Consider the following 23,905-nt stretch of genomic DNA (forward strand, 5'->3'; position numbering starts at 1 on the left):
AGAAAGCCAACATGTCCACCACCACAACCCCTTCCGGCCTCGTGGCAGTCGGTCCCTTTCTCACTGAAGCAGAGGCCGCCCACCGTATCCGTCGCTCCTCCAAGACGCTCCGCAACTGGCGTTGCCGCTCGGTGGGACCGGCCTACCTGAAGGTCGGTGGGTCTGTCCTCTACGAGACGGATGTACTCGACGATTGGGCTCGCAGTCAGGCCGTTGCCGTCCTCAGCCCCGAGGTCGGCGCCGCGAACACGATCGAGAGCATCTGATGGCCCGCCCTCCGCTTCCCATCGGCACCTTCGGCAACATCACAGTCACCGAGGTGGCCGGCGGCTTCCGAGCCCGCTGCCGCTTCCGCGATAACGACGGCGTCGTCCGGTCCGTGGAGCGAGTCGCCGGCAACAAGGGCGCGGCAAAGACTGCGTTGAAGGTCGCTCTCCAGGCGCGGACTGCTGCCTCCTCACTCTCAGTCGTGAGTGGAGAAACACGCGTCACGACGCTTCTGGAGAAGTGGTGGGACAACAAGCGAACCCTGGTCCACTTGGCTCGAAGCACCGAAGCCAGCTACAGCGACGTCATGGCCCGCGTCATCGTGCCGAAGGTAGGCAGCCTCCGGTTGCGCGAAGTCTCCGCAGGAATCCTTCAAGACTTCCTCCTGGGTGAGGCTAAGGAGCGGGCGTCTCAGGCGGAACTGGCTCGCACGATTCTCAAGCAGGCCTTTGCGTACGCAGTGATGCACGACGCGGTTCTTGCAAACCCCGCTGCCGGTACGAAACTCCCGGCTCGAGCGAAGCTCAAACCAAGGGCACTGACAATCGAGGAACTGTCCCGGATGAGGGAAGCAGTGGCGAGCATGCGCCAGAATCGTTGGCTCGCCGACATCGTGGAGGTGCAACTCGGCATTGCCGGTCGCATCGGTGAAGTACTCAGTCTTAAGGCCGCCGACTTAGACCTCGACAATGAGGCCGGGCCTCGAGTCCACATCCAATCCACTCTCATCTCCATTGCGAACCAGAGCCCATTCCGTCAGGAGCACACCAAGGACGGGCCCGAGGGCCAGCGCACGGTGACTGTCCCCGCCTTCGCTGCAGATGTGCTGCGGCGTCGCGCTGCCCAGACGACGAACGCCGAGGGCTACCTGTTCGTCAGCCGGAACGACACCCTTCTCGCCCCGCGGAACGTGCGGTCCTCCTGGCGCAACATCCGGAGCCGCTTCGACCTGGACTTCGTCACGCCTCACCACCTGCGAAAGACTTCTCTCACCACCATCGCCCGCGTCTTCGACGTCCAGACCGCGTCGCTGTTCGTCGACCACAAGGACGTGACCACCACTGAGACGCACTACATCCACGAGCTCAAGGAAGCAGCGCCGGACGTCCGCCGAGCCTTGGACAGGCTCGCCCCAAACACCTACTAGGTGCAGAGCGGCTCAGCGACCCACGGGGCGGCTTCTACGTCGGGATCAAGACGGAACTTGAAGAGCACCACGAGACTTCGGTAGTAGTTGATGTCCTCCAGATTTCCTTCACCTGCAAGCTGTGGCTCGAAAGGCTCGAGAATCGACGGATATGTCGTAAACGGAATCTCGGCGTGACCACGAAACTCCCCTTCTCTGCGCTTGTCGATGGCGTCTAGGCCAGCATCCCGGAGTCGTTGCACCTTCGTCTCTGCCAGTCCGACGTAGTCACTTTTGATGATCTTGGCTAGACGCTTAACCTCGGAGTCACCAACAATCTGGCGGATGACTGAGGCACCCTCTTCGGAAGGGCGCGGCCTCAGCGCCTGCCACTTGAGCGAGGAATCGGCCTTTCGAAAGTGACCCCGGCCCACAGCCCTTTCCACGCATTCCTCTGGCCCAAGTACCTGAGGCAACTCAGCAAGAGCCGGAGCTACGCTGTCAAGCAAAACTAACGTCGAAGGTAGGGCGAAGCTCTGATAGAGCCGGTGTGCGCACGATTCGTACATTGGGCCGGTCGACGACAACTTGCCTGACACCAGAAACAGTACGTTGAATGAGTCCAACAAGGTCCTGAGGGACAAGAGCTTCCACGGCCCCATTGTGGAACGACGGATCGTGCCCGACTCCGCTCAGGGTGAGTCCGTACTTACGCTCACCGATTTCCAAGAAGGCGTAACCGAATTCAGTTTCCCATTCAAGAGAGACGGTGCCGTTGTCGTTAGGAGTCAAATCAAGAGTCGACAAGGGCACGGGCATCGCGGACAGAACGCGGACTACGTTCGCCAAGACGACGTGACTCGGCGCCAAGCTGCCCTCGCCGTTCCAGCCGTCCTGCAGTTCGCTGACCTCAGCGAGTTCGTCTTGAAAGGGAGCTCCCGCGTGACTAGCAACCTCAGCAAGGCTCACAGCCTCTCGCATTGTCGCTCCTGCTGCTTGCAGCGCACTTCCCATGAGGCTGATGGGAAGGCTGGCCATGCCTGATGTCACGGCAAAGACGGATGAGAGGGCTGACATCGCCTGAGTTGCTCCCCCCGAAAGCCCGCCAGCCAAGGAACTGTTCAACTGGCTACTCATCATCGTCGCTCTGCGGAATCATGACGTCGTGCAAGGTCTGAGTCGACTCGATAAAGACATTGTGAATCACGGCTCTGGAGCGGTTCAGCACGTCCATCGTCGTCTCCATCTCGGCTGATACATGGCCTTCAGCACCCACGGTCATGTCTAGCACCAAGGCAACTTCGCCATCTTGCACAATCGCCTCGGACACAGTGATCTGAGCATTAAGACCGTCAGGCGTGCCGTACCCGTAGGACAAAGCCAATCGCGTAGGCCTCGACTCATCCCGGGACGAGGAGATAGCAGTAGGCGTTTCCAACCGGAAGCCCAACACATCCTGGGCGAAGGCGGCGGGATTGCTCCCCCGAAGAAAGCGCTCACCAAAAGCGTCGATGTAGCGAACACTCACGGCTGCAAAGGTTGCGCCTGCGCCCTCCTGCCGCGCATCGACGACGGCCCTAAGAACCTTCTCTACAAACGGAGAGAAGTCGAGCCAAGATTTGTAAGGCGGAAGGGCATGCACGGTCACAAGTCCTGCACCCGCCTGGACGATGATGGACTCTTGGCCCTGGCTGAACTTGTATGCAGGCTGTCCGGGCATTGACGGCATACCGGGAGGCAATAGACGCTCCGTGTAAGTGAAACCAAGGCGTCGACAGGCGTCTCCAAACCGCTGAAGGAACGGCTCGTGGTCGGCCGTGACGACCTGGAACTGAACTGGAGCACCTGGCACGCCGACACTGGTGGACCCGTCGGAGACGTCCCAGCGAACCTCGGCAATGAGCTCGAGAAGTGGTGGAGACATAAATCTTGTACTCACGGCAGGGCCAACCCGCATCGCAACTGCATGACGTCACCTTAGCCGCCGGGGATGAACAGCCGTCGACAATTCGAGTTCCACACCACGCCGACCATGGCGTGGGGTAAACGTGGGAAAGGGCCTTGCAGTTGCGCGTTCAAGCGTGGACTGCGCATGAATTGGTGCCCCTGGAGGGACTCGAACCCCCAACCCTTTCCTTAGGACGGAACTGCTCTTCCATTGAGCTACAGAGGCTGACCGGGCGAGTCTACCGAACCCGCACCTCCTCGTCGCGGCACCGCACCTCAGGGTCACCGCACCGGGTCTCGTGCACTGCACCGGGACTGGACGCGGTGCACTGCACGAAACCCGGCGCGAAGTCCATGCAGGTGCAGGTGCAGGTGCAGGTGCAGGCACCGGCGCCTGCACCGACGCGAGACCGACCTGCGGCGCACGAGCTCACGCCGCCGCGAGGTACTCGTCCCACTCCGCCTGCGGCCGGTCGGTGCCGCGCACGACCCAGCCGACGCCGTGCGGCGCCTTCGGCTGCCAGCGCAGGGTCCAGCCCATCTCGGTCGGCGTCCGGTCGCTCTTCACGTTGTTGCAGCGGAGGCAGCACGCGACCAGGTTCTCCCAGCTGTCCGCGCCTCCTCGCGACCGCGGCTGCACGTGGTCGATCGTCGACGCCGACCGGCCGCAGTAGGCGCAGTGGTGCGCGTCGCGGCGCAGCACTCCGCGGCGCGAGACGGGCACGGTGCGGCCGTGCGGGATGCGGACGTAGCGCGTCAGCACGATGACCGACGGGCGGTCGTAGGCGAACCCGGCGCCGAGCACGGGGTGGTCGGCGTCGGCCGAGACGACCGTCGCCTTCTGGGTCATGACGAGCACGAGGGCCCGACGGAACGACACGACGGCGAGGGGCTCGAAGCCGGCGTTGAGGACGAGAGTGCGCATGCTTTCCCTTTCGAAGCACCCTGGACGGCTTCCAGGGATTCGACTGCTCTCGGGGCAGCGGGGGCCAGCAGGCCGACGGGACGAAAAAAGCACCGTCACGGATGACGGTGCTCTATCGAACGGCGGTGTGTCGTATGTGCTCGTGCGACAGCTCGCCCATGGTGCGGGTGGCTGTCGTGCGGCTCATGTGACGCTCCTGGTCTCAGCGGAACTCCGAGATCGCCAGGTTAACCCGCAAGAGCCGCCCTGCCTAGGGGCGGGGCGGCTCTTCACTGCTCGTTCACTGCTGCTCGACCGACAGCCGAGCCGAGGAGGCGGGCGACCGTCCCCTAGACGGCGTAGCGCACGTAGTGCACCGCGCTGCTCCAGAGCGGGCGCACGCTGACGGAGCCGCCGGGCTTCGGCGCGTCGAGGATCATCCCGTTCCCCGCGTAGAAGCCGTCGTGCGAGCCGTCGTTGAAGACGACGACGTCGCCGGGGCGCGCCTCCGAGGCCGAGATCGTCGTGCCCAGGGCGGCCTGGCTGCCCACGGAGTGCGGCAGCGAGACGCCGAACTTCGCGTAGACGTACATGATGAATCCGGAGCAGTCGAAGCCGGCGGGCGTCGCGCCGCCGAAGACGTAGGGCGTGCCGACGTACTGCAGGGCCGCCTGGTACACGGCGGCCTGGCCCGTCGAGCCGGACGAGGCGATGGCCTCGGTGGCCATCGAGCGCGACGACCCGGAGCCGGTGCCCGCCGAGCTGGCGGACGACGAGGCCGACGACGCTGCGGCAGCAGCCGCGCTGGCCTGCTCGGCCTGCTGCTGGGCGGCGAGCGCCTGGGCGGCCGCCGCCGCGTCGAGCGTGGCCTGCGACGTCGCCGACCAGTCGGCGCGCGTGGCGTCCGTCTCGACCGCCGTGGCGTCGACGGCGAGCGTCTGCCCTCCGGCGACCCGGGCGTCGGTGACGGCGGCGGCTGCGGCCGCCTCGCTCGTGGCCGGGTCGTCCTGGTCGAGGGCGAAGGCGGGCAGGGCCACCGTGCCGAAGAGCCCCGCGGTGACGGTCATGACCGTCACGCTGACGACGCTGCGACGGACGGACAGGCGCGACCGGGTCGCGGGCACGGTGGCGGCGGTCGTCGAGGCGTGGTGCTCGGCGGCACGGCGCGCGACGAGCTCGGAGCGCAGCACACGTCGCGCCGCGGGGACGGTCGACGCCGAGCCGCGGCGCCCGGAGGCGGCAGCTGCGGCAGCGGCCTCGGCACGGCGGAGGGAGGAGCGGGTGGGGAACTCGGCGGAGTCGGCGCGCTGGGCTGCGCTGCCGCCTCCTTCGGGGGGAAGAACGGGAGTGGTCAAGAGGTCGGGTCTCCTGCGCCTCGTCACCCTAGGGAGGTGCTCCGTCCGACGTCAGATCGTCGACGCGAGGCAGGAGACGGATGCACGAGACGTCCTGCCACGGGCCCCGACGACTGCTTCACGGCTCGGGGACCCTGCGACTGTAATCGCCTCCGACTCAGATCACGAATCGGTAACGACGCCTCATGTTCAGGCCTTGGCTTACCCTGGCAGGCCGCCGAGCGCCTCCCTCGAGGCGTCGTCGAGAGGCCTGTGGATCAGCTATGCAGAGACGTAGATGTGCTGCGCGACCTCGGTCGGCAGCTCAAGGCCGTCGTCGTGCCCCTCGACCTTCACGAGCACGTACGCGCCGGCTGCGGTGACGGTCGCGACGCCGCCGGGAGTGACCCCGGCGTCCTGCAGCTGCTGGAGCAGCTCGGGCTCGAACTGCACGGGCTCGGCGAGGCGACGCACGGGACGCGTGACGCCCTCGGGGTTCTCGGCGAGCACCTGCACGAGGTTGACGACCCCGTCGAGGAACCGGCCCGCGGGCGAGTCGCCCAGCTCGTCGAGACCAGGGATCGGGTTGCCGTAGGGCGACTCGGTCGGGTGGTCGAGCATCTCGAGCAGACGGCGCTCGACCTGCTCGCTCATCACGTGCTCCCACCGGCAGGCCTCGTCGTGCACGTAGGCCCAGTCGAGCCCGATGACGTCGGCGAGCAGGCGCTCGGCCAGGCGGTGCTTGCGCATGACGTGGGTCGCCTTCGACCGGCCGTCGTGCGTGAGCTCGAGGTGGCGGTCGCCCGAGACGACGACGAGCCCGTCGCGCTCCATGCGCGCGATCGTCTGCGACACCGTCGGGCCGGAGTGGCCGAGTCGCTCGGAGATGCGGGCCCGCAGGGGCACGATGTTCTCTTCTTCGAGATCGAGGATCGTGCGCAGGTACATCTCAGTGGTGTCGACGAGATCGGTCAACAGGGGCCTCCCGGTGGAACGCGTGGACTACCTCGTCAGCTTACCGGCTGCGCGGGTCCGCCCGTGCCGCGTCACTAGGATCGTGCCATGGCGGACCTCTCGATTCCCACTGACCTCCTCCCCCGCGACGGACGCTTCGGCTGCGGCCCGTCCAAGATCCGGGGCGCCCAGCTCGAGCACCTCGTCACCGCCGGCGCCACGATCCTCGGCACCTCGCACCGTCAGCCCCCCGTGAAGCAGCTCGTCGGCCGCGTCCGTGCCGACCTCGCCGACCTCTTCCGCCTGCCCGACGGCTACGAGGTCGTGCTCGGCAACGGCGGGTCGACGGCGTTCTGGGACGCCGCGGCGTTCGGGCTCGTCGAGAAGCGCGCCGAGAACCTGTCGTTCGGCGAGTTCGGCTCCAAGTTCGCGAAGGCGGTCGCCGCCCCCTGGCTCGAGGCTCCCGTCGTCCGCACCGCGGAGGGCGGCTCGCTCAGCCAGATCGAGGTCGTCGAGGGGGTCGACGTCTACGCCTGGCCGCACAACGAGACCTCGACCGGGGTCATGGCCCCGGTCACCCGAGTCGACGGCGACCCCGGCGCCCTCACCGTCGTCGACGCCACGAGCGCCGCGGGCGGCATCGACTTCGACGCCTCGCAGGCCGACGTCTACTACTTCGCGCCGCAGAAGAACTTCGCCTCCGACGGCGGCCTCTGGCTCGCCCTCATGTCGCCGGCGGCGATCGAGCGGATCGAGCGGATCGCCGCGAGCGGTCGGTACATCCCCGAGTTCCTCAGCCTCAAGAACGCCGTCGACAACTCCCGGCTCGACCAGACGCTGAACACCCCGGCCCTCACGACGCTGCTGCTGCTCGAGGACCAGACCCGCTGGATGCTCGAGAACGGCGGCCTCTCGTGGGCCGACGCCCGCACCCGCGAGTCGTCGTCGGCGCTCTACGACTGGGCCACCGCCTCCGAGTACGCGACGCCCTTCGTCGTCGACCCGACCCACCGCTCGCAGGTGGTCGCGACGATCGACTTCGCCGAGTCGATCGACGCCGCGGCGATCGCCGCGACCCTCCGCGCCAACGGCATCGTCGACACCGAGCCGTACCGCAAGCTCGGCCGCAACCAGCTGCGGGTCGCCACCTTCACGGCCATCGAGCCCGACGACGTCCGCCAGCTGATCCGCTCGATCGAGCACGTGGTCGGCGCCCTCTAGGCGCCGTCCCCGAACGCGAGAGGCCCCGACACCAGCAGGTGTCGGGGCCTCCGTGCGTCAGCAGGACCGAGCGTCAGCAGGACCGAGCCGAGGAGGCGCGGGCCGCGTCGGGCAGGTCAGCGTCGTCGACGGGGCAGCGGGTCCTCGTCCTCGCCGTCCCAGTCGCCGACGTGCGAGTCGTCGTCGGCGTCCGCCTCGGGGTGCGCGGGCGGCACGACGGGCTCGTCGTCCGAGTCGTCGTCGTCCGAGTCGTCGTCGTCCTCGTCGTCGTCCTCGTCGTCCAGGTCGTCGATGTCGACGCCGTCGACGTCGCCGCCGTGGACAGGCCGAGGGCCGTCGTCCTCGTCGGAGTCGTCGTCCTCGTCGGACTCGTCGTCGTCCTCGTCGTCGTCGTCGTCCGAATCGTCGTCGTCCGACCCGTCGTCCTCGTCAGGGTCGTCGTCGTCGTCGTCCGACTCGTCGTCGTCCTCGGAGTCCGCGTCGCCCGCCTCCTGCGCCTTCATCTCGGCGAGGCGGTCGGCCCACGGCACCCAGTCGGGCGCGATCAGGGCGTGGTCGCCGGGCAGCAGCTCGACCTCGAGGACGGTGGGGTCGGAGCCCTCGACCTGGGCGACGCTGACCGTCCAGAACCAGCCGGGGTAGCCGGGCAGCAGGGTGGCGAAACGGACCGAGACGACTCCGTCGACCTCGTCGACCGGGGGCGCCTCGGCGCCGATCGTCTCGTCGGGGGTGATCTCGAGCAGGGCGGTGCGCGCCAGCCCGGCGAAGGGCGACGTGCGGGGCGCGTCCGTCGCCGCGGCGGGCGTGGAGGCGGCGTCCGGAGTCGCGGCGCCGTCGGGCGTCGAGGCGGCGTCGGGCGTCGAGGCGACGTCGGGCATCGAGGCGACGTCGGGCATCGAGGCGGCGTCAGGCATCGAACTGGTCCGCGACGGTGCGCAGCAGCACGGCGAGCTTGGCGCCGTTCTGCGGGTAGCGGCCGTGGCGCAGGTCGCCGCCGGCCTGGTCGAGCACCTTCACGAGGTCCTCGACGATGACGGCCATGTCGTCGGCGCTGCGTCGGCTGCGCTTGACGAGGCTCGGGGCGGCCTCCAGCACGCGCACGGAGAGCGCCTGCGCACCGCGCTTGCCGTCGGCGATGCCGTACTCGAGGCGGGTGCCCGCCTTGACGCCGACGGTGCCGGCGGGCAGCGCGGACGCGTGGAGGAAGACCTCTTGGCCGTCATCGCTGCTGATGAAGCCGAAGCCCTTCTCGTCGTCGTAGAACTTGACCTTGCCGGTGGGCACGATGTGACTCCTCGTGGTGTGGGGGTGCGTCCTGAGCCAGGACGCGAGGTGCGGGACCGCCCTGCCCGGCGGTCAGCCACTATCCTGTGGAGGTGGCAGACAAGAACGAGCAGAACGCACCTCAGGGCGTCCATCGTACTGAACGCGTGCTGATCGTCATGATGGTCACGATCGTCGGGCTCTCGATCGCCGCGTTCGTCGCGCGGCTCGTGGGCCAGGTCGTCGGCGTCGACGACTACTCGGGCGGGGCGTGGCCGATGGTCACGATCCTCCCCTTGATCGGGCTGCCGCTCGCGATCCTGCTCATCATCGCCTCGGTGGTGGTCGGGGTCGTCCGTCGCAGCAGGGCGAGTCGCGACACCACACGGTAGACGCAGCACCGCGCTGCTCACCACCAGGAGGCCATGCCCATGTCCAGTGCACTCGACCTCGCGGGCGTGCTCCGCTCCTCCGCGCCCGACGACCTCGTCCGGCTGCTCTCCGCCCGGCTGCTCCGCGCCTCCTCGGTGAACGACGCCTTCGACCTCGCCGACACGCTGCTCGACCCCTCGTCGGTGCGCGACGCGCTGTCGCACCTCGACCGCACCGAGCTGCTCGTGCTGCACGCCGCCCGCACGCCGGGCGACCTCGACGCCCTCGTCGGCCGCCTCGACGCGGTCTTCGACATCGGTCGGGGCGCGGTCGCCGTCGCGGTCGACCACCTCGTCGAGCTGTTCCTCGTCGTGCGCCAGGGCGACGGGCCGACCGCGAGCGTCAGCACCCTCGACGGCGTCGGCGACCGACTCGACGACGACCCGGCGCTCTCGCCCGGCCGGCTGGGCGCCGAGCACCCGCCCGTCGTGCTCGAGGCCGTGGCCGACGTCGACCGCGACGCAACCGACGCGCGGTCGGCCGAGCGTCTCTACGCCGTCGTGATCGAGGTCGCCGAGATCCTCCGCGCTCTCGACAGGTCGCCGGCCCGTGAGCTGGCCAAGGGCGGGCTCGCCCTGCCCGAGGTGCGGCGCCTGGCCGAGGCCGCCCGTCTCGACGTCGACGACGTCCCGACCGTCGTGGCCATCGCCTCCCGCGCCGGCCTCGCGGCCGCCGGCCCGGACGGCGTGGCCAGCACGCAGGAGGCGGCGGCCTGGCTCGCCTCCTCGTGGCCCGACCGCTGGGAGTCGCTGACCCGCGCGTGGCTCGCCTCGCTGCCGGCCGAGATCCTCGCGGTGCTGCACGAGCGCGTCGAGACCTCGTGGGGCGAGCCGCTGTCCGAGTACGCGCGCTGGGCCTACCCGGCCGGCGACGCGTGGATCCCCGAGCGCCTCGCGGTCTTCGCCCGGGCGGCCGAGCTGCTCGGGCTGACGAGCGGCCAGGCCCCGACCCGCGCGGCCGTCTCGCTGCTGCGCGAGGGGCCGGAGGCGGCCAGGGCCCGCGTCGCCGACCTGCTGCCCGACGCCATCGAGCAGGTCTACCTGCAGCACGACCTCACCGTCGTCGCGCCCGGCCCGCTGGCCCCGGGGCTGGACGCCCGCCTCCGGGTCATCGCCGACGTCGAGAGCGCCGGCCTCGCCGCCACCTACCGCATCACCGAGGGCGGCATCCAGCGCGCCCTCACCGCCGGCGAGACGGCCGACAGCCTGCGGTCGTTCCTCGAGGGCATCAGCCTCACCGGCGTCCCGCAGCCGCTCGACTACCTCCTCCAGCAGTCCGCCGAGCGGCACGGGCGGTACCGGGTCGAGCGCGTGGTGGGCAGTGCCGACCTGCCTGCCGGAGCGGTCACGGTCGTCAGCTCCGACGAGCGGGCGAGCGTCGACACCCTCGAGGTCGACCACGCCCTCGCGCCCCTCGCGCTGCAGCGGGTGGACGCCGGGCGCGTCGCCACGACGTTCGACCGCGACACCGTCTTCTGGGCCCTCAGCGACGAGCGGTACCCGGTCGTCGTGGTCGACGACGGCGGCGAGGCGACTCCCCCGGCGCGACGCCGCCTGCACCGGCCGACGCCCGTGCCGCCGCGCGACGCGGTGCGCGACATGGTCGAGCGGCTCACCGCGGGGAGCGAGGCCAGCAGCGAGACCACCGACCGCGCCTGGATCACCCGTCAGCTCGACGCCGCGGTCAAGGGCCGCCTGACCGTCACCATCGCGATCGCGATGCCCGACGGCAGCACGAGCCAGCTCGAGATGGAGCCCACGGGCGTCGGCGGCGGACGGGTGCGCGGACGCGACAAGAAGTCGGACGTCGAGCGCACGCTGCCGCTGTCGCACGTCGTCTCGGTGTCGAGCTCGGCCTGAGTCGCACCCAGGCAGGGCGCGCCTAGACTCGACCCTCATGACCGGCCCCCTGATCGTGCAGAGCGACCGCACCGTCCTGCTCGAGGTGGCGCACCCTCAGGCTGAGGACGCGCGCCACGACCTGAGCGTGTTCGCCGAGCTCGAGCGCGCCCCCGAGCACGTGCACACGTACCGCATCACGCGCCTCGGCCTCTGGAACGCGCGCGCCGCGGGCCACACCGCCGACGACATGCTCGGCACGCTCGAGAAGTACAGCAAGTTCCCCGTGCCGCAGAGCGTCACGGTCGACGTGGCCGAGACGGTCGCCCGCTACGGGCGCATCGTGATCGAGCGCGACGGCGAGACCCTCGTGCTGCGCGGCACCGACGACGCCGTGCTGCGCGAGGTCACGCGCGTCAAGAAGATCGGCGAGCTGCTCGGCGTGCGGCGGAGCGACACCGTATGGGAGCTGCTCCCCTGGGCTCGCGGCGAGATCAAGCAGCAGCTGGTCAAGCTCGGCTGGCCCGCCGAGGACCACGCCGGCTACACGCCCGGCACCCCGCACGCCATCGAGCTCGACCAGACCGACTGGCAGCTGCGCGGCTACCAGCAGCAGGCCATCGACGAGTTCTTCTCGGGCGGCTCCGGCGTGGTCGTGCTGCCCTGCGGCGCCGGCAAGACGCTCGTGGGCGCCGGGGCGATGGCCGCCGCCGGCACGACCACGTTGATCCTCGTCACGAACACGGTGAGCGCACGGCAGTGGCGCGACGAGCTGCTGAAGCGCACCTCCCTGACCGAGGACGAGATCGGCGAGTACTCGGGCTCCGTCAAGGAGGTCAAGCCGGTCACCATCGCGACGTACCAGATCCTCACCGCCCGCCGAGCAGGCAAGTACACCCACCTGTCGCTGCTGGACGCCCTCGACTGGGGCCTCGTCGTCTATGACGAGGTGCACCTCCTGCCGGCCCCCGTCTTCAAGCTCACCGCCGAGCTGCAGGCGCGCCGCCGCCTCGGCCTCACCGCCACCCTCGTGCGCGAGGACGGCCGCGAGGGCGACGTGTTCAGCCTGATCGGGCCCAAGCGGTTCGACGCCCCCTGGAAGGAGATCGAGGCGCAGGGCTACATCTCGCCCGCGAGCTGCTTCGAGGTCCGGGTCGACCTGCCGCAGCAGGACAGGCTCGAGTACGCGGCCGCCCCCGACGACGAGCGCTATCGCCTCGCCGCCACGGCGCCGGCCAAGCTCGACGTGGTCAAGCACCTCGTCGAGCGGCACGAGGGCGAGCAGATCCTCGTGATCGGCCAGTACCTCGACCAGCTCGACCAGCTCGCCGAGGTGCTCGACGCCCCGACCCTGACGGGCGCGACGCCTATCGACGAGCGCGAGCGCCTGTTCCAGGCCTTCCGCTCGGGCGAGATCAAGGTGCTGGTCGTCTCGAAGGTGGCCAACTTCTCGGTCGACCTGCCGGAGGCGACGGTCGCGGTCCAGGTCAGCGGCTCGTTCGGCTCGCGGCAAGAAGAGGCGCAGCGGCTCGGGCGCCTGCTGCGGCCGAAGAAGTCGGGCCTGCCCGCGTCGTTCTACACGCTCGTCAGCCGCGACACGGTCGACCAGGACTTCGCCCAGAACCGTCAGCGGTTCCTCGCCGAGCAGGGCTACAGCTACACGATCCTCGACTCCCCGGTGCTGGCCGCGTGAGCGGGCCCGAGCTCGGGCCCGGCGACGTCCCCCTCGGCGACGACGAGCTCTGGCGCGACGGCCTGCGCCGCGTGTTCCTGGCCGACCAGTCGCCGTGGGCGGCCTTCGGGCCGTTGGTCGCCTCCCTCGACCACGAGGCCGTCGAGTACCGGGGCCAGCGCTCGCGGACCGCGCCGTGGGACGACACGGTCGTCGTCTCGGTCGAGCGCACGTACGAGGTGCAGGGCGGCCTGCACGCGGGCGCGAGCCTGAGCGTCGTGACCTGGACCCGCGACCCCGAGGTCCTCGAGCGCAGCGACCTGCTCGCGGGCTCCCCCGTCGTCGACCACCTCTACGCGGGCCTCAGCGCGCTCGGCGAGCTGGACGACGCCGAGGAGGCGCGGGTCGTCACGGCCCCGGTCGAGCGGTTCCCGGGATGGGAGATCGCCCGCGCCTCCGGCTACACGGCCGTGCTCGAGCAGCGCGACGGCGTCGCCTTCACGCTCGCGGTGCCGGACGAGCTGCTCGAGCTCACGACGCGCATCGCGCTCGTGCCGAACACCGAGTGGGACGACGCGGGCCACTGACGGTCGACTGACGGCTCGCTGACGGCGCGCTCGCTGCTCGCACGCGGTCGGCGCACTCACGACTCACAGGCAACACCGAGGGCGCGGACAGATACTGGGGGCATGAGCGACGGCCCCAAGATTCTCATCGTCGATGACGAGCCCAACATCCGCGACCTGCTGACGACCAGCCTCCGGTTCGCCGGCTTCGCCGTGCGAGCGGTCGGCAACGGCGCGCAGGCGATCTCCGCGGTCCTCGAAGAAGAGCCCGACCTGATCATCCTCGACGTCATGCTGCCCGACATGAACGGGTTCGGCGTCACCAAGCGCCTCCGGTCGTCGGGCTACACGTCGCCCATCCTGTTCCTGACGGCGAAGGACGACACCGAGGACAAGATCACGGGCCTCACCGTCGGCGGCGACGACTACGTGACGAAGCCGTTCAGCCTCGACGAGATCGTCGCCCGGATCAAGGCGATCCTCCGCCGCACCATGAACGAGGACGAGGACGCGATCATCCGCGCCGGCGAGCTCACCATGGACCAGGACACCCACGAGGTCACCATCGGCGAGACCGCGATCGAGCTGAGCCCGACCGAGTTCAAGCTGCTCCGCTACCTCATGCTGAACCCCAACCGCGTGCTGTCGAAGGCCCAGATCCTCGACCACGTGTGGGAGTACGACTTCAACGGCGACGCCGGCATCGTCGAGAGCTACATCTCGTACCTGCGTCGCAAGCTCGACCAGTTCTCGGCCGAGCCGATCATCCAGACGAAGCGCGGCTTCGGCTACATGCTCAAGGCCGCCAAGGCCTGACGCGCAACGATCACCGGTGGCGCCCGGGGGCCTCGGCTCCCAGGCGCCACCGGTATCTTCGCTTCTCATGCACGAACGCCTGTCGCAGTGGTGGAACGAGATCTCCATCCGCACCAAGATCACCGGGATCACGGTCACCCTCGTGACCCTCGGTCTGCTCGTGGCGGGCCTCGGCACCATGACGGTGCTCAGCACGTACCTCTACGGCCAGGTCGACCTGTCGCTCAAGTCGGCCGCCGAGACGTTCTCCGGGGCGTCGCAGAGCGCCACGAACGCGCAGTCGTGCACCGTCACCTTCGGGGCGACGAGCAGCAGCTTCGTCGCGCTCTTCCGCGAGGACGGCACGCGCATCTGCGACAACGCCGACGAGCTGCAGGGCGGCACGGGGCCCGACCTCTCGGCCGTCGACCTCCCCAAGGCCGGCACCACTGCCGAGCCGATGAGCGTGTACAACTCCGACCACGACCAGCAGTGGCGCATCTACGCGTTCGACAAGACGCTGACGCAGCGCGACCAGACGACCGGCATGGTCGAGCAGATCGACGCCACCATCGTCACCGGCACCAACCTCGCCAGCACGAACGCCGTCATCGGGCGCTTCAGCGGCATCTTCCTGGGCTTCGGCGTCTCGGTCATCGTGCTCGGCGCCGCCCTGACGCGCCTGCTCGTCACGTCGACCTTCTCCCCCTGCGCGACGTCGAGGCCACGGCGGCGCGCTTCGCGGACGGCGACTTCAGCCAACGCCTCGACTCGACGACGCCCAACACCGAGGTCGGCAGGCTGAACCGCTCGCTCAACACGATGCTGAGCCGGATCGACTCGGCCTTCGACGACCGGTCGCGGACCATCGACCAGATGCGGCGCTTCGTCGGCGACGCCAGCCACGAGCTCCGCACCCCGCTCGTCAGCCTGCGCGGCTACGCCGAGCTCTACCGGATGGGCGCGCTGACCAAGCCGGAGGACGTCGCCCAGGCCATGGACCGCATCGAGAAGGAGGCGATCCGGATGGGCGTCCTCGTGCAGGACCTCCTCGCGCTGGCCCGTCTCGACGAGTCGAAGCCGCTGGAGCTCGGCCCGGTCGACCTGGTCGCCATCGCCCGCGACTCGGCCCTCGACACGATGGCGTCCAACCCGGACCGCGACATCGCCGTGGTCGTGCACGACCCTGTCGTCAGCGACGGGGCCGACGAGCTGCCCGTGGCCGACCTGTCGGCCGTGCCGGACGACGCGGTCGCCGTGCCGCCCGGGTCGACGGGGGCGATCTCGTTCGCGGGTGCCACCCTCGCGCGCCTCCGTGGCTTGCGGGCCCGCGCCGTGCGGGCAGGCGAGCCGGTCGGCGACGAGCAGTCCGGCGACGCGTCCGGCCACGGCCCGCAGGCGCCGGCCGTGGTGCTCGGCGAGGAGAACAAGCTGCGCCAGGTGATCACGAACCTGATGGGCAACGCGATGCGCTTCACGGAGCACGACAGCCCGATCGAGCTCGCCGTGCAGTCCGACCCGGGCCGTGGCGTCGCGACGATCGACATCGTCGACCACGGCGAGGGCATCCCGCCGCAGATCCGGGAGAAGATCTTCCAGCGCTTCTGGCGTGCTGACTCGTCGCGCACCCGCGACACGGGCGGCTCGGGCCTCGGCCTGGCCATCGTCTCCGGCATCGTGTCGGCCCACGGCGGCAGCGTCGACGTCTTCGACACCCCCGGAGGCGGTGCGACCTTCCGGGTCGCGCTGCCGCTGTTCCCCGAGGTCGGGGGTGCCGGCAGTGCCGCCGGGGCTGCTGGAGTTGCCGCTACGGCCGCCCCTGCCGCCGACCAGCCGCCCACGACGCCCGCCTCCTAGCCGCTCTGCCGGGGTCGTACCCGTAATTTGCGCGTGATCCGTCGTCCGAACGCCGCAGAGGCCGTTCACCGAGGCCTGCGGCGCACGGATCACTCTCGCTGTGCGGTCCCACGACCCTCAGAGCGGTGCGGCGCAGCCGCGGCCCCTCTCCGCTCACGCGCCCACCCGTGATCCGCGAGCGATCCGTCGTCGGGGCACCGCAGAGGCCGGTCGCCGAGTCTCGCGCCGCGCGGATCACTCTCGCTTTGCGACCGACCGCCCCCACAGCGGTGCGGCGCAGCCGCGGCCCCTCTCCGCTCACGCGTCCAACCCGTCATGTGCGCGTGATCCGCACGATCCGAGCCGCGCCTCCTGCTCGGACACCGACGCAGCACGCGGATCACTCTCAAATTACGGGGGGATCCGCACATGCCGACCGGCGAGCCTGCTGTCCCCGAGAATCCGGGTACTGCAGGGCCCGCGAGCACGCTCCGGTCGGGTTCTGCGGCTCCCCCGCACGCGTGCGTGACCCGCAGCCCCCACAACCCGACCTGCTCGCATGCAACAACGGGTTTTCCGACTTTTGCGAAGCGCGAGGACGCCGTCTGGTCGGCATTTGCAGAAGAGCACGCACGCACACACGCGCGCACGCACGAACGCACGAACGCCGAAGGGCGGCTCCCCCGGAGGAGAGCCGCCCTTGCGGTGTGGCTGGCGCGGTCGCGGACTAGAAGTCCATGCCGCCCGAGGGGTCGCCGGCCGGGGCCGGGTTGCGCTCGGGCTTGTCGGCGACGACGGCCTCGGTGGTGAGGAACAGACCAGCGATGGAGGCGGCGTTCTGCAGGGCAGAGCGGGTCACCTTGGCCGGGTCGATGATGCCGGCGGCGATCATGTCGACGTACTCGCCGGTCGCGGCGTTCAGGCCGTGTCCGACGGGCAGGCTGCGGACCTTGTCGGCGACGACGCCGGGCTCCATGCCCGCGTTGAAGGCGATCTGCTTCAGCGGAGCGTCGATGGCGACGCGCACGATGTTCGCACCGGTCGCCTCGTCGCCCTCGAGGTGCAGCTCGGCGAGAGCGGTCTTGCCGGCCTGGATGAGGGCCACGCCACCACCGGCGACGATGCCCTCCTCGACGGCTGCCTTCGCGTTGCGGACGGCGTCCTCGATGCGGTGCTTGCGCTCCTTGAGCTCGACCTCCGTGGCCGCGCCGGCCTTGATGACGGCGACGCCGCCGGCGAGCTTGGCGAGGCGCTCCTGGAGCTTCTCGCGGTCGTAGTCGCTGTCGGTCGCCTCAATCTCGGAGCGGATCTGACGGACGCGGCCCGCGATCTGCTCGGGGTCGCCGGCGCCCTCGACGATGGTCGTCTCGTCCTTGGTGATGACGACCTTGCGAGCACGGCCGAGCAGGTCGAGCGTCGCGTTCTCGAGCTTGAGGCCGACCTCCTCGGCGATGACCTGGCCACCGGTGAGGATGGCGATGTCCTGCAGCTGGGCCTTGCGACGGTCGCCGAAGCCGGGGGCCTTGACGGCGACCGACTTGAAGATGCCGCGGATCTTGTTGACGACCAGGGTCGCCAGCGCCTCGCCGTCGACGTCCTCGGCGATGATGAGCAGCTGCTTGCCGCTCTGGATCACCTTGTCGACGACGGGGAGGAGGTCCTTGATGTTCGAGATCTTCGAGTTGACGATGAGCACGTAGGCGTCCTCGAAGACGGCCTCCTGGCGCTCGGGGTCGGTCACGAAGTACTGCGACAGGTAGCCCTTGTCGAAGCGCATGCCCTCGGTCAGCTCGAGCTCGGTGCCGAAGGTGTTCGACTCCTCAACGGTGACGACGCCCTCCTTGCCGACCTTGTCGATGGCCTCGGCGATGAGCGCGCCGATGGTGGGGTCGGCGGCGGAGATCGAGGCGGTGGCCGCAATCTGCTCCTTGGTCTCGATGTCCTTCGCGTCGGCGAGGAGCTGGGCCGAGACGGCGGCGGCGGCCTTCTCGATGCCGCGCTTCAGCGAGATGGGGTCGGCGCCTGCGGCGACGTTGCGGAGGCCCTCACGGACGAGCGCCTGGGCGAGCACGGTGGCGGTGGTGGTGCCGTCGCCGGCGACGTCGTCCGTCTTCTTGGCGACCTCCTTGACGAGCTCGGCACCGATCTTCTCGAACGGGTCGTCGAGCTCGATCTCCTTGGCGATGGAGACGCCGTCGTTCGTGATGGTGGGGGCGCCCCACTTCTTCTCGAGCACGACGTTGCGGCCGCGCGGGCCGAGCGTGACCTTCACCGCGTCGGCCAGGATGTTCAGGCCGCGCTCGAGGCCACGACGGGCCTCTTCGTCAAAAGCAATGATCTTAGCCATGTGTTTCCTCGTCCCTCCCGGACGTCATGAAGCAGAAGCATTGGCACTCACCAACGGCGAGTGCCAAGGACGATTCTGGCACTCTCACCTATGGAGTGCAAGTGAGCCCCGCACCTCGTGACGCCCTGCAGGGGTCAGGCCGGACGGACGCTCTCCGCCTGCGGCCCCTTGTCGCCCGTGCCGACCTCGAAGACGACCGCCTGGCCCTCCTCGAGGACCTTGTAGCCGTTCATGTCGATGGCGGAGTAGTGGACGAAGACGTCCTGTCCGCCGTCCGTCACGGTGATGAAGCCGTAGCCCTTCTCCGCGTTGAACCACTTGACGGTGCCCTGTGCCATGGTGTCGTTCCCCTTGCTGTGCTCTCGTGCGGCGCGTGCGGTGGTGCCAGTGCCGGGACCAGATGCTAGCCAGGGCGCACCGGCCCGCAGAAGGCCTCGGCGCAGGGTTAACCCGCCAGAAGTGACGAATTCACACGTTCCGCAACGGGGCGGCAACACGACCGCAACGGGACGGCAACGAGGAGGCGCGCCTCAGGGCGTGTAGTCCGCCCCCAGCACCGCGGTCACCGACGAGTCGGGGAACGCGTCGCTCAGCTCGACCGTGGTCGTGCCGAGGTCGCGGGCCACGCCGAGGGCCACGGCCTCGTCGGCCGCGTCGGCGTAGTAGACGATCGTCGTGGGCACGGTGCCGTCGGCGTTGCCCTGACCGGCCACGGTCCAGCCGGTCTCGGCGAGGGCCAGCGACGCGCGGCTCGCGAGCCCGCTCGTCGTCGTGCCGTTGAGCACGGTGATCGTGGTGACGTCGGGGTCGACGGACGCCGGGTCGGCGGGGGCGACGGTCTCGGCCGGCGTCGTCGGGGCGGCGGTCCCGTCCGTCGCGTCGTCGGCCGGCGTCTCCGACCCGGCCTCGGCCGTCTCGTCGGAGGTCGGCGAGACGAACTGGAAGCTGTCGTTCGCGACGCCGAGGTACACGACGCCCGCGCCGACGAAGACGCCGACCGCGAGGGCGCACCACGCGAAGACGACCCAGCCGCGACCTCGCCGCGCCACGGCTCGGTGGGCCCCGACCCTCTGCAGGTCGCCGGGCACCTCGTCGAATCGGTCGCGGGGGTGTTTCGCCATGGTGTGGTGTCGGTCTTCCGTGTGGGTCAGCGGTCGGTCGGCCCGAACGAGCGGGCGGCCCTCGCCCGCGAGCGCTCCTCGCGCAGTCGCAGGAGCCTCCCCACGAGCATGGGCGAGTAGGCAAGTGCAGCAGGTCTGTCGAGGAGGGAGCCGAGCATCTGCTGATAGCGCGCGGTCGTGAGGCCGAGCTCGCGACGCAGCGCCGCCTCCTTCTGTCCGGGCGAGGACGGGGCACGCTGCTCGAAGTCGAGCAGGGCACGGTCGCGCTCGGACAGCGCGCTCGTGCGCACGTCCCCGCTGCCGCTGCCCTCGTCGCTCACTGCCCGCCCTCTCGGTCCCGGCCAGCTTAGGGGCGGGCGGCGGAGCAGCCGGGGAGGCGCGGGGCGGTTCGGCCGGTCGGCTCGTCGCCGTCAGCCGGTCGTCCACAGGCGGGTGCCGTGGGCGTCCCCCACCGCCAGCGCACGCCCGTCGAGGGCGAGCACGGCGAACGACTCGTCCGGGGGCACGCCGTCGGGCACGACGACCGGCACCTCGTGCAGCAGGCCCCGCCGCTCGTACGAGATCCACCGCGCGCCCAGGCCGCGCACCAGGTCGACGAACTCCTGCCGACGGCGTCCGGGCAGGTAGACGAGCGTGCCGGTCGAGACGACGACGAGGGTCGCGTCCGGGGGCGCCTCGGCCGCGAGCCGCGCGAGGTCGTCGACGGCGTCGCCCCGCTCGACCCGAGGAGGCGCGGCGGCGGCCACCGAGACGGCCTGCGACAGCAGCGCGGCCCGCCCCGTCGCCCCGGGCGGGAGCAGCGCCTCGAGCCAGCCCACGTCCGCGGCGGAGAGCACGTCGAGCGGGTCGAGGTCGAGTCCCGCGCGCCAGACGACCTCGGGCAGCCGCACCTCGCCCAGGTCGCCGTGCACGACGACCTCGAGCTGGACGGCGCTGTCCGGTGCGCCCCAGCGGTCGTCGCCCGCACGGTGCCCGTAGCGGTCGGGCAGCAGGCCGAGGCCGGCCGAGGCGCCGACCTCGAGCAGGGCCACCGGCCCCTCCACCCGGGCGAGGGCGAGCGACACGGGGCTGGTGCGCCGCACGTCGTTGGTCTGCGTGAGCCGCCGGCCGAGCTCGTCGAGGAACCGGTCGGGGTGGTCGAGCAGCCAGCGACGCAGCTCGGGCCAGGGGCCGAGGGGCGCACCCAGCCACCTCGCGACGGCGAGCACGAGCACCGGCTGGCGCCGCGCCTCCTCGGCTCGCTCGACCAGCGCGAGCACCTCGGCGTCGGCGGCGACGCCCCGGGCGGCGGCGGCCCAGGTCGGCGAGCCCTCGAGCAGGACGGCGTCCGCGTAGGCGGCGAAGCGGTCGGAGAGGGTCGGCGGCGGTGTCACCGGCCGAGTCTCGCACCCCTGGGAGGCAGCCCCGAGGAGGCGGCGGCGCGGAATGGGCGTCGGCGGCGCGGTGTTCAATGGAGAGTCCCCGACGAGCAGGCCCCGACGCCTGCGAGTCCCCCTGACGCAGAGGAGTGCACCATGGCGAACGAGCCCGTGTCGTACCAGGTCGAGAAGTCCGACGAAGAGTGGCGTCGTGAGCTCGACCCCCAGGCCTACCAGGTGCTCCGCCAGGCGGCGACCGAGCGCCCGTGGACGGGCGAGCTGCTCGACGAGAGCCGTGCCGGCATCTACGCCTGCGCCGCCTGCGGCGCCGAGCTCTTCAAGAGCGGCACCAAGTTCGACAGCGGCTGCGGCTGGCCGAGCTTCTACGAGTCGGTCGACCCGGAGGCCGTCCAGCTGATCGAGGACGACTCGCTCGGCATGGTCCGCACCGAGGTCCGCTGTGCCACCTGCGGGTCGCACCTCGGCCACGTGTTCCCCGACGGCTTCGGCACCCCGACCGGCGACCGCTACTGCATGAACTCGATCTCGCTCGACTTCAAGGCCGAGGGCACCTCGACCGGCGACCAGGCCCGGGCCTGATGGGCACCGTCGCCGACGCTGCCCGCCGGCGACGGTCCCGCTCGAAGGTGACCGACGAGGCGCCCGGGCACGAGCAGCTCCTCGAGCTCGTGCAGGCGGCCGCGACGGTGGCCGACCACTCGTCGCTGCGGCCGTGGCGCCTGATCGAGCTGCGCGGCGACGACCGGCTGCTGATCGGTCGAGGGCTCGCCGAGGCGAGCGGTGCCGACGGGAAGTCGGCCGAGAAGCTCGAGCAGAAGTCGCTCCGGGCGCCGCTCGTCCTCGCCGTCGTGCTCTCGCCGGTCGAGAGCCGCAAGGTGCCCGAGTGGGAACAGGAGAGCGTCGCCTCGGGCGTCGCCCACCTGCTGTCGCTCGTGCTCGACGACGAGGGCTGGGGCGTGTTCTGGCGCACGGGCACCGACACGCGCCACGAGGCTGTGCACCGGGCCCACGGGCTGGCGTCGCACGAGAAGCTGCTCGGCTGGCTCTACGTCGGCGGGCGGACCGAGCGCGACGAGAAGCCCCGCAAGCTGCTCGAGCCCGGGCGCTTCGTCAGCGCACCGGGCTCGGCGAAGGCCTAGGCCTAGGCCTAGGCCTGAGCCTCGGCCTCGGCCTCGGCGGGGAGGCTGCGCCTGGCAGGCCGTGCCTCCCAGGCCGCGGCTACCAGGCCGCCACTACCAGGACTTGCGGCTCTGCCCCACGACGGTGATCGGCAGCCAGAAGGAGCCGGTCATCAGCACGATTCCCGCGAAGAAGACGAAGGCGTTGGGCTCGTCCTGGCCGAACGAGTACGCGAAGAGCGCGAAGCTCGCGAGCAGCAGGATGATCGAGCCGATGGCGGTCAGGACGTTGGTCATGGGAGCTCCTCGTGGTCGGTGCCCGGGGCGACCGGGCGCGACCGCACGGGTCGCTGCAGCTCCTACTTCACCACTTGCGCCGGGTCTGCGCCAATCCTGCGTGGCGTGCAGGCCGTCAGCCGCACCCCCGCCCGTGCCCGTCGCCCTCCTCACCTGCCCGTCGTCCGTGCGACGTCGGGTCGGTAAGATGGTCCTGCCCGCCGCCTTGGCGCAGTCCGGTAGCGCAGTGCTCTTGTAAAGCGAAGGTCGTCGGTTCGAATCCGACAGGCGGCTCCCCCGGCCCCGTCCCGCCCCTCGGCGAGGCGGGGCCTTCCCCGTGTCGGCCGCAGCCCTGCCCCCGCCACACCGCCCCGCCCCGCCCCGCAGCACCCGACGACGTGCGCTCCCGACGAGAGGACCTCTCGACCGTGCCGTCCCGCCCGCCCGCCGCCTCCGGCAGCCCCTTCCCCGGCCCCGAGACCTGCTGCGCGTAGGGCCGCACGACGGTGCCCACCTGCCCGCGCTGCGCGTGGCCGTCTCGGTCGTGCTGCCGCTCGCCGTGCTCGTCGCGATCGGGCACGCCGAGTGGGCGCCCTACGCGACGTTCGGCGCGTTCGCGTCGGCGTTCGGCCGAGGACTCGGACGCGTGCAGCGACTCGGCATGCAGCTCGAGGCGGGCGCGCTGCTGGTCGTGGTCGTCGTGCTCGGCACGGTGCTCTCGGCGGCGTCGCTGCCCGCCGTGGCCCTGGTGCCGGTCGTGGCGCTCGTGGCGGGGGCGGCCTCCGTGGTCGCGGACGTGCGCGGCTGGAACCCGCCCGGCCCCCTCTTCCCGGTCTTCGGGCTCGGCGTCTGCGCCTTCGTGCCGGCGGTGCCGGCGAGCATCGGGGTCGCGGCCGTCGTGTCGTCGCTGAGCGTGCTGCTCGCCCTCGCGACCTCGCTCGTCGGCCTGGTCCGCCGCTCCGGGCGTCGGGCCCTCGCCGAGCCCGGCGCCCGGGTCGTCGGTCGTCCGGTCGTCCCCGTCGACCTGCGCCGCGTCCTCCTGCACGCCGGCGTCTGCCTGGTGGCCTCGCTCGCGGCCGGTCTCGTCAGCGTCGGGCTCGGGCTGCAGAACCCGTACTGGGCGATGGTCTCCGCCGTGGTGCCCGTCGTGGGGCGCGCGACGTCGGGCCAGTTGCTGCGAGCCGGCCACCGCCTCCTCGGCACGGTCGTGGGGCTGGGCCTCGCGGCCCTGCTGCTGGTGCTGCAGCCGAGCGCCGTCGCGCTCGTCGTCGCCTTCGGGGTGCTGCAGTTCGCCACCGAGCTCGTCGTCGCGCGGAACTACGGCCTGGCGCTCGTGTTCATCACGCCGATGGCGCTCGGCATGCCCGCGATCGGGGGCGGCCCCGTCGACGTCGGGGCCCTGATCGCGGCCCGCGGCGCCGACACCGCGATCGGGGTGGGCGTCGTCGTGCTGGTGCTCCTCGCCACGCACCGGCTGCGCAGCGCGCCCGCGTGAGACCGGGCCGGGCG

27 protein-coding genes and 2 tRNA genes are annotated in these 23,905 nt (G+C 70.6%); 14 read left to right on the forward strand and 15 right to left on the reverse strand.

Features of this window, described 5'->3' with window-relative positions:
- The first annotated feature begins 11 nt into the window (after positions 1–11).
- Positions 12–266 carry a helix-turn-helix domain-containing protein gene (locus tag ACZZ97_RS11200; RefSeq protein WP_463473210.1) on the forward strand — a complete coding sequence of 85 codons (255 nt, stop codon included), beginning with the start codon at positions 12–14 and terminating at the stop codon, positions 264–266.
- The gene (locus tag ACZZ97_RS11205; protein WP_463473211.1) at positions 266–1,414 is read left to right on the forward strand and encodes a tyrosine-type recombinase/integrase; all 1,149 of its coding nucleotides are present in this window, start codon (positions 266–268) and stop codon (positions 1,412–1,414) included. Before ACZZ97_RS11200 ends, ACZZ97_RS11205 begins: the two co-directional genes overlap by 1 nt.
- Here ACZZ97_RS11205 and ACZZ97_RS11210 read toward each other — a convergent pair.
- The 7 genes from ACZZ97_RS11210 to ACZZ97_RS11240 form a co-directional block, all read right to left on the reverse strand.
- Positions 1,411–1,839: a hypothetical protein gene (locus ACZZ97_RS11210; protein ID WP_463473212.1), complete on the reverse strand. Its 429-nt coding sequence runs from the start codon at positions 1,837–1,839 to the stop codon at positions 1,411–1,413. The genes ACZZ97_RS11205 and ACZZ97_RS11210 overlap by 4 nt on opposite strands.
- Positions 1,840–1,894: 55 nt before the next feature.
- Positions 1,895–2,470: a hypothetical protein gene (locus ACZZ97_RS11215; RefSeq protein ID WP_463473213.1), complete on the reverse strand. Its 576-nt coding sequence runs from the start codon at positions 2,468–2,470 to the stop codon at positions 1,895–1,897.
- Between the two features lie 52 nt (positions 2,471–2,522).
- Positions 2,523–3,317, reverse strand: a complete 795-nt coding sequence (locus tag ACZZ97_RS11220; RefSeq protein ID WP_463473214.1) for a TIGR04255 family protein — start codon at positions 3,315–3,317, stop codon at positions 2,523–2,525.
- A gap of 174 nt (positions 3,318–3,491) precedes the next feature.
- Positions 3,492–3,566, reverse strand: a tRNA-Arg gene (locus tag ACZZ97_RS11225).
- Positions 3,567–3,770: 204 nt separating this feature from the next.
- Positions 3,771–4,265, reverse strand: a complete 495-nt coding sequence (locus tag ACZZ97_RS11230; protein ID WP_463473215.1) for an HNH endonuclease — start codon at positions 4,263–4,265, stop codon at positions 3,771–3,773.
- Positions 4,266–4,594: 329 nt separating this feature from the next.
- Positions 4,595–5,599, reverse strand: a complete 1,005-nt coding sequence (locus ACZZ97_RS11235) for a C40 family peptidase (protein WP_463473216.1) — start codon at positions 5,597–5,599, stop codon at positions 4,595–4,597.
- A gap of 261 nt (positions 5,600–5,860) precedes the next feature.
- Positions 5,861–6,553, reverse strand: coding sequence for a metal-dependent transcriptional regulator (locus ACZZ97_RS11240; RefSeq protein ID WP_463473217.1), 693 nt, complete (start codon positions 6,551–6,553; stop codon positions 5,861–5,863).
- An 87-nt stretch (positions 6,554–6,640) separates the two neighbouring features.
- On the opposite strand from ACZZ97_RS11240, the gene serC reads away from it, so the two are divergent.
- The gene (gene serC / locus ACZZ97_RS11245) at positions 6,641–7,753 is read left to right on the forward strand and encodes a phosphoserine transaminase (protein ID WP_463473218.1); all 1,113 of its coding nucleotides are present in this window, start codon (positions 6,641–6,643) and stop codon (positions 7,751–7,753) included.
- 116 nt (positions 7,754–7,869) lie between these two features.
- Here serC and ACZZ97_RS11250 read toward each other — a convergent pair whose 3' ends face one another.
- Complete coding sequence (locus ACZZ97_RS11250) at positions 7,870–8,667, reverse strand: DUF3027 domain-containing protein (protein WP_463473219.1); 798 nt, start codon at positions 8,665–8,667, stop codon at positions 7,870–7,872.
- Complete coding sequence (locus ACZZ97_RS11255) at positions 8,660–9,037, reverse strand: cold-shock protein (RefSeq protein WP_123547905.1); 378 nt, start codon at positions 9,035–9,037, stop codon at positions 8,660–8,662. The genes ACZZ97_RS11250 and ACZZ97_RS11255 overlap by 8 nt, the downstream gene beginning before the upstream one ends.
- Positions 9,038–9,129: 92 nt before the next feature.
- Between ACZZ97_RS11255 and ACZZ97_RS11260 the strand changes: the two genes are divergently transcribed.
- The 7 genes from ACZZ97_RS11260 to ACZZ97_RS11290 all read left to right on the forward strand — a co-directional run bounded on the left by ACZZ97_RS11260 (position 9,130) and on the right by ACZZ97_RS11290 (position 16,176).
- Positions 9,130–9,408, forward strand: coding sequence for a hypothetical protein (locus ACZZ97_RS11260; RefSeq protein WP_133738369.1), 279 nt, complete (start codon positions 9,130–9,132; stop codon positions 9,406–9,408).
- 39 nt (positions 9,409–9,447) lie between these two features.
- Positions 9,448–11,307 (forward strand): helicase-associated domain-containing protein, encoded by a 1,860-nt coding sequence (locus tag ACZZ97_RS11265; RefSeq protein WP_463473220.1) that lies wholly within the window; start codon positions 9,448–9,450, stop codon positions 11,305–11,307.
- 37 nt (positions 11,308–11,344) lie between these two features.
- Positions 11,345–12,979 (forward strand): DNA repair helicase XPB, encoded by a 1,635-nt coding sequence (locus ACZZ97_RS11270; RefSeq protein ID WP_314102732.1) that lies wholly within the window; start codon positions 11,345–11,347, stop codon positions 12,977–12,979.
- On the forward strand, positions 12,976–13,545 hold the full coding sequence (locus ACZZ97_RS11275) for a hypothetical protein (protein WP_314102730.1): 570 nt from the start codon (positions 12,976–12,978) through the stop codon (positions 13,543–13,545). Before ACZZ97_RS11270 ends, ACZZ97_RS11275 begins: the two co-directional genes overlap by 4 nt.
- A gap of 102 nt (positions 13,546–13,647) precedes the next feature.
- Positions 13,648–14,340 carry a response regulator transcription factor gene (locus ACZZ97_RS11280; protein WP_123355366.1) on the forward strand — a complete coding sequence of 231 codons (693 nt, stop codon included), beginning with the start codon at positions 13,648–13,650 and terminating at the stop codon, positions 14,338–14,340.
- A gap of 67 nt (positions 14,341–14,407) precedes the next feature.
- Positions 14,408–15,124: a hypothetical protein gene (locus tag ACZZ97_RS11285; RefSeq protein WP_463473221.1), complete on the forward strand. Its 717-nt coding sequence runs from the start codon at positions 14,408–14,410 to the stop codon at positions 15,122–15,124.
- Positions 15,028–16,176, forward strand: coding sequence for a sensor histidine kinase (locus tag ACZZ97_RS11290; protein ID WP_463473798.1), 1,149 nt, complete (start codon positions 15,028–15,030; stop codon positions 16,174–16,176). Before ACZZ97_RS11285 ends, ACZZ97_RS11290 begins: the two co-directional genes overlap by 97 nt.
- Before the next feature lie 706 nt (positions 16,177–16,882).
- Here ACZZ97_RS11290 and groL read toward each other — a convergent pair.
- From groL to ACZZ97_RS11315, 5 genes are all read right to left on the reverse strand, one after another.
- Entirely contained in the window at positions 16,883–18,502 is a 1,620-nt protein-coding gene (groL, locus tag ACZZ97_RS11295; protein ID WP_192040916.1) for a chaperonin GroEL, read from the reverse strand.
- A 134-nt stretch (positions 18,503–18,636) separates the two neighbouring features.
- Positions 18,637–18,840, reverse strand: a complete 204-nt coding sequence (locus tag ACZZ97_RS11300) for a cold-shock protein (protein ID WP_314102722.1) — start codon at positions 18,838–18,840, stop codon at positions 18,637–18,639.
- 192 nt (positions 18,841–19,032) lie between these two features.
- Positions 19,033–19,623 (reverse strand): LytR C-terminal domain-containing protein, encoded by a 591-nt coding sequence (locus ACZZ97_RS11305; protein WP_314102720.1) that lies wholly within the window; start codon positions 19,621–19,623, stop codon positions 19,033–19,035.
- Between the two features lie 26 nt (positions 19,624–19,649).
- Entirely contained in the window at positions 19,650–19,943 is a 294-nt protein-coding gene (locus ACZZ97_RS11310) for a DUF3263 domain-containing protein (RefSeq protein ID WP_463473222.1), read from the reverse strand.
- Between the two features lie 90 nt (positions 19,944–20,033).
- Complete coding sequence (locus ACZZ97_RS11315) at positions 20,034–20,996, reverse strand: DUF2332 family protein (protein WP_463473223.1); 963 nt, start codon at positions 20,994–20,996, stop codon at positions 20,034–20,036.
- Between the two features lie 156 nt (positions 20,997–21,152).
- Here ACZZ97_RS11315 and msrB point away from each other — a divergent pair, with 156 nt between their 5' ends.
- Positions 21,153–21,581 (forward strand): peptide-methionine (R)-S-oxide reductase MsrB, encoded by a 429-nt coding sequence (gene msrB, locus ACZZ97_RS11320; RefSeq protein ID WP_314104601.1) that lies wholly within the window; start codon positions 21,153–21,155, stop codon positions 21,579–21,581.
- A complete protein-coding gene (locus ACZZ97_RS11325; RefSeq protein WP_463473224.1) occupies positions 21,581–22,141 on the forward strand; it encodes a nitroreductase family protein in 561 nt (186 codons plus the stop codon). Before msrB ends, ACZZ97_RS11325 begins: the two co-directional genes overlap by 1 nt.
- A 93-nt stretch (positions 22,142–22,234) precedes the next feature.
- Here ACZZ97_RS11325 and ACZZ97_RS11330 read toward each other — a convergent pair whose 3' ends face one another.
- Positions 22,235–22,417, reverse strand: coding sequence for a hypothetical protein (locus ACZZ97_RS11330; RefSeq protein WP_123547894.1), 183 nt, complete (start codon positions 22,415–22,417; stop codon positions 22,235–22,237).
- A 199-nt stretch (positions 22,418–22,616) separates the two neighbouring features.
- On the opposite strand from ACZZ97_RS11330, the gene ACZZ97_RS11335 reads away from it, so the two are divergent.
- Together ACZZ97_RS11335 and ACZZ97_RS11340 are read left to right on the forward strand one after the other, a co-directional pair.
- Positions 22,617–22,690: transfer RNA gene (locus ACZZ97_RS11335), tRNA-Thr, on the forward strand.
- A gap of 235 nt (positions 22,691–22,925) precedes the next feature.
- Positions 22,926–23,891 (forward strand): FUSC family protein, encoded by a 966-nt coding sequence (locus ACZZ97_RS11340; protein WP_463473225.1) that lies wholly within the window; start codon positions 22,926–22,928, stop codon positions 23,889–23,891.
- Positions 23,892–23,905 lie beyond the last annotated feature (14 nt).

This window comes from Frigoribacterium sp. AC512, assembly GCF_979258295.1.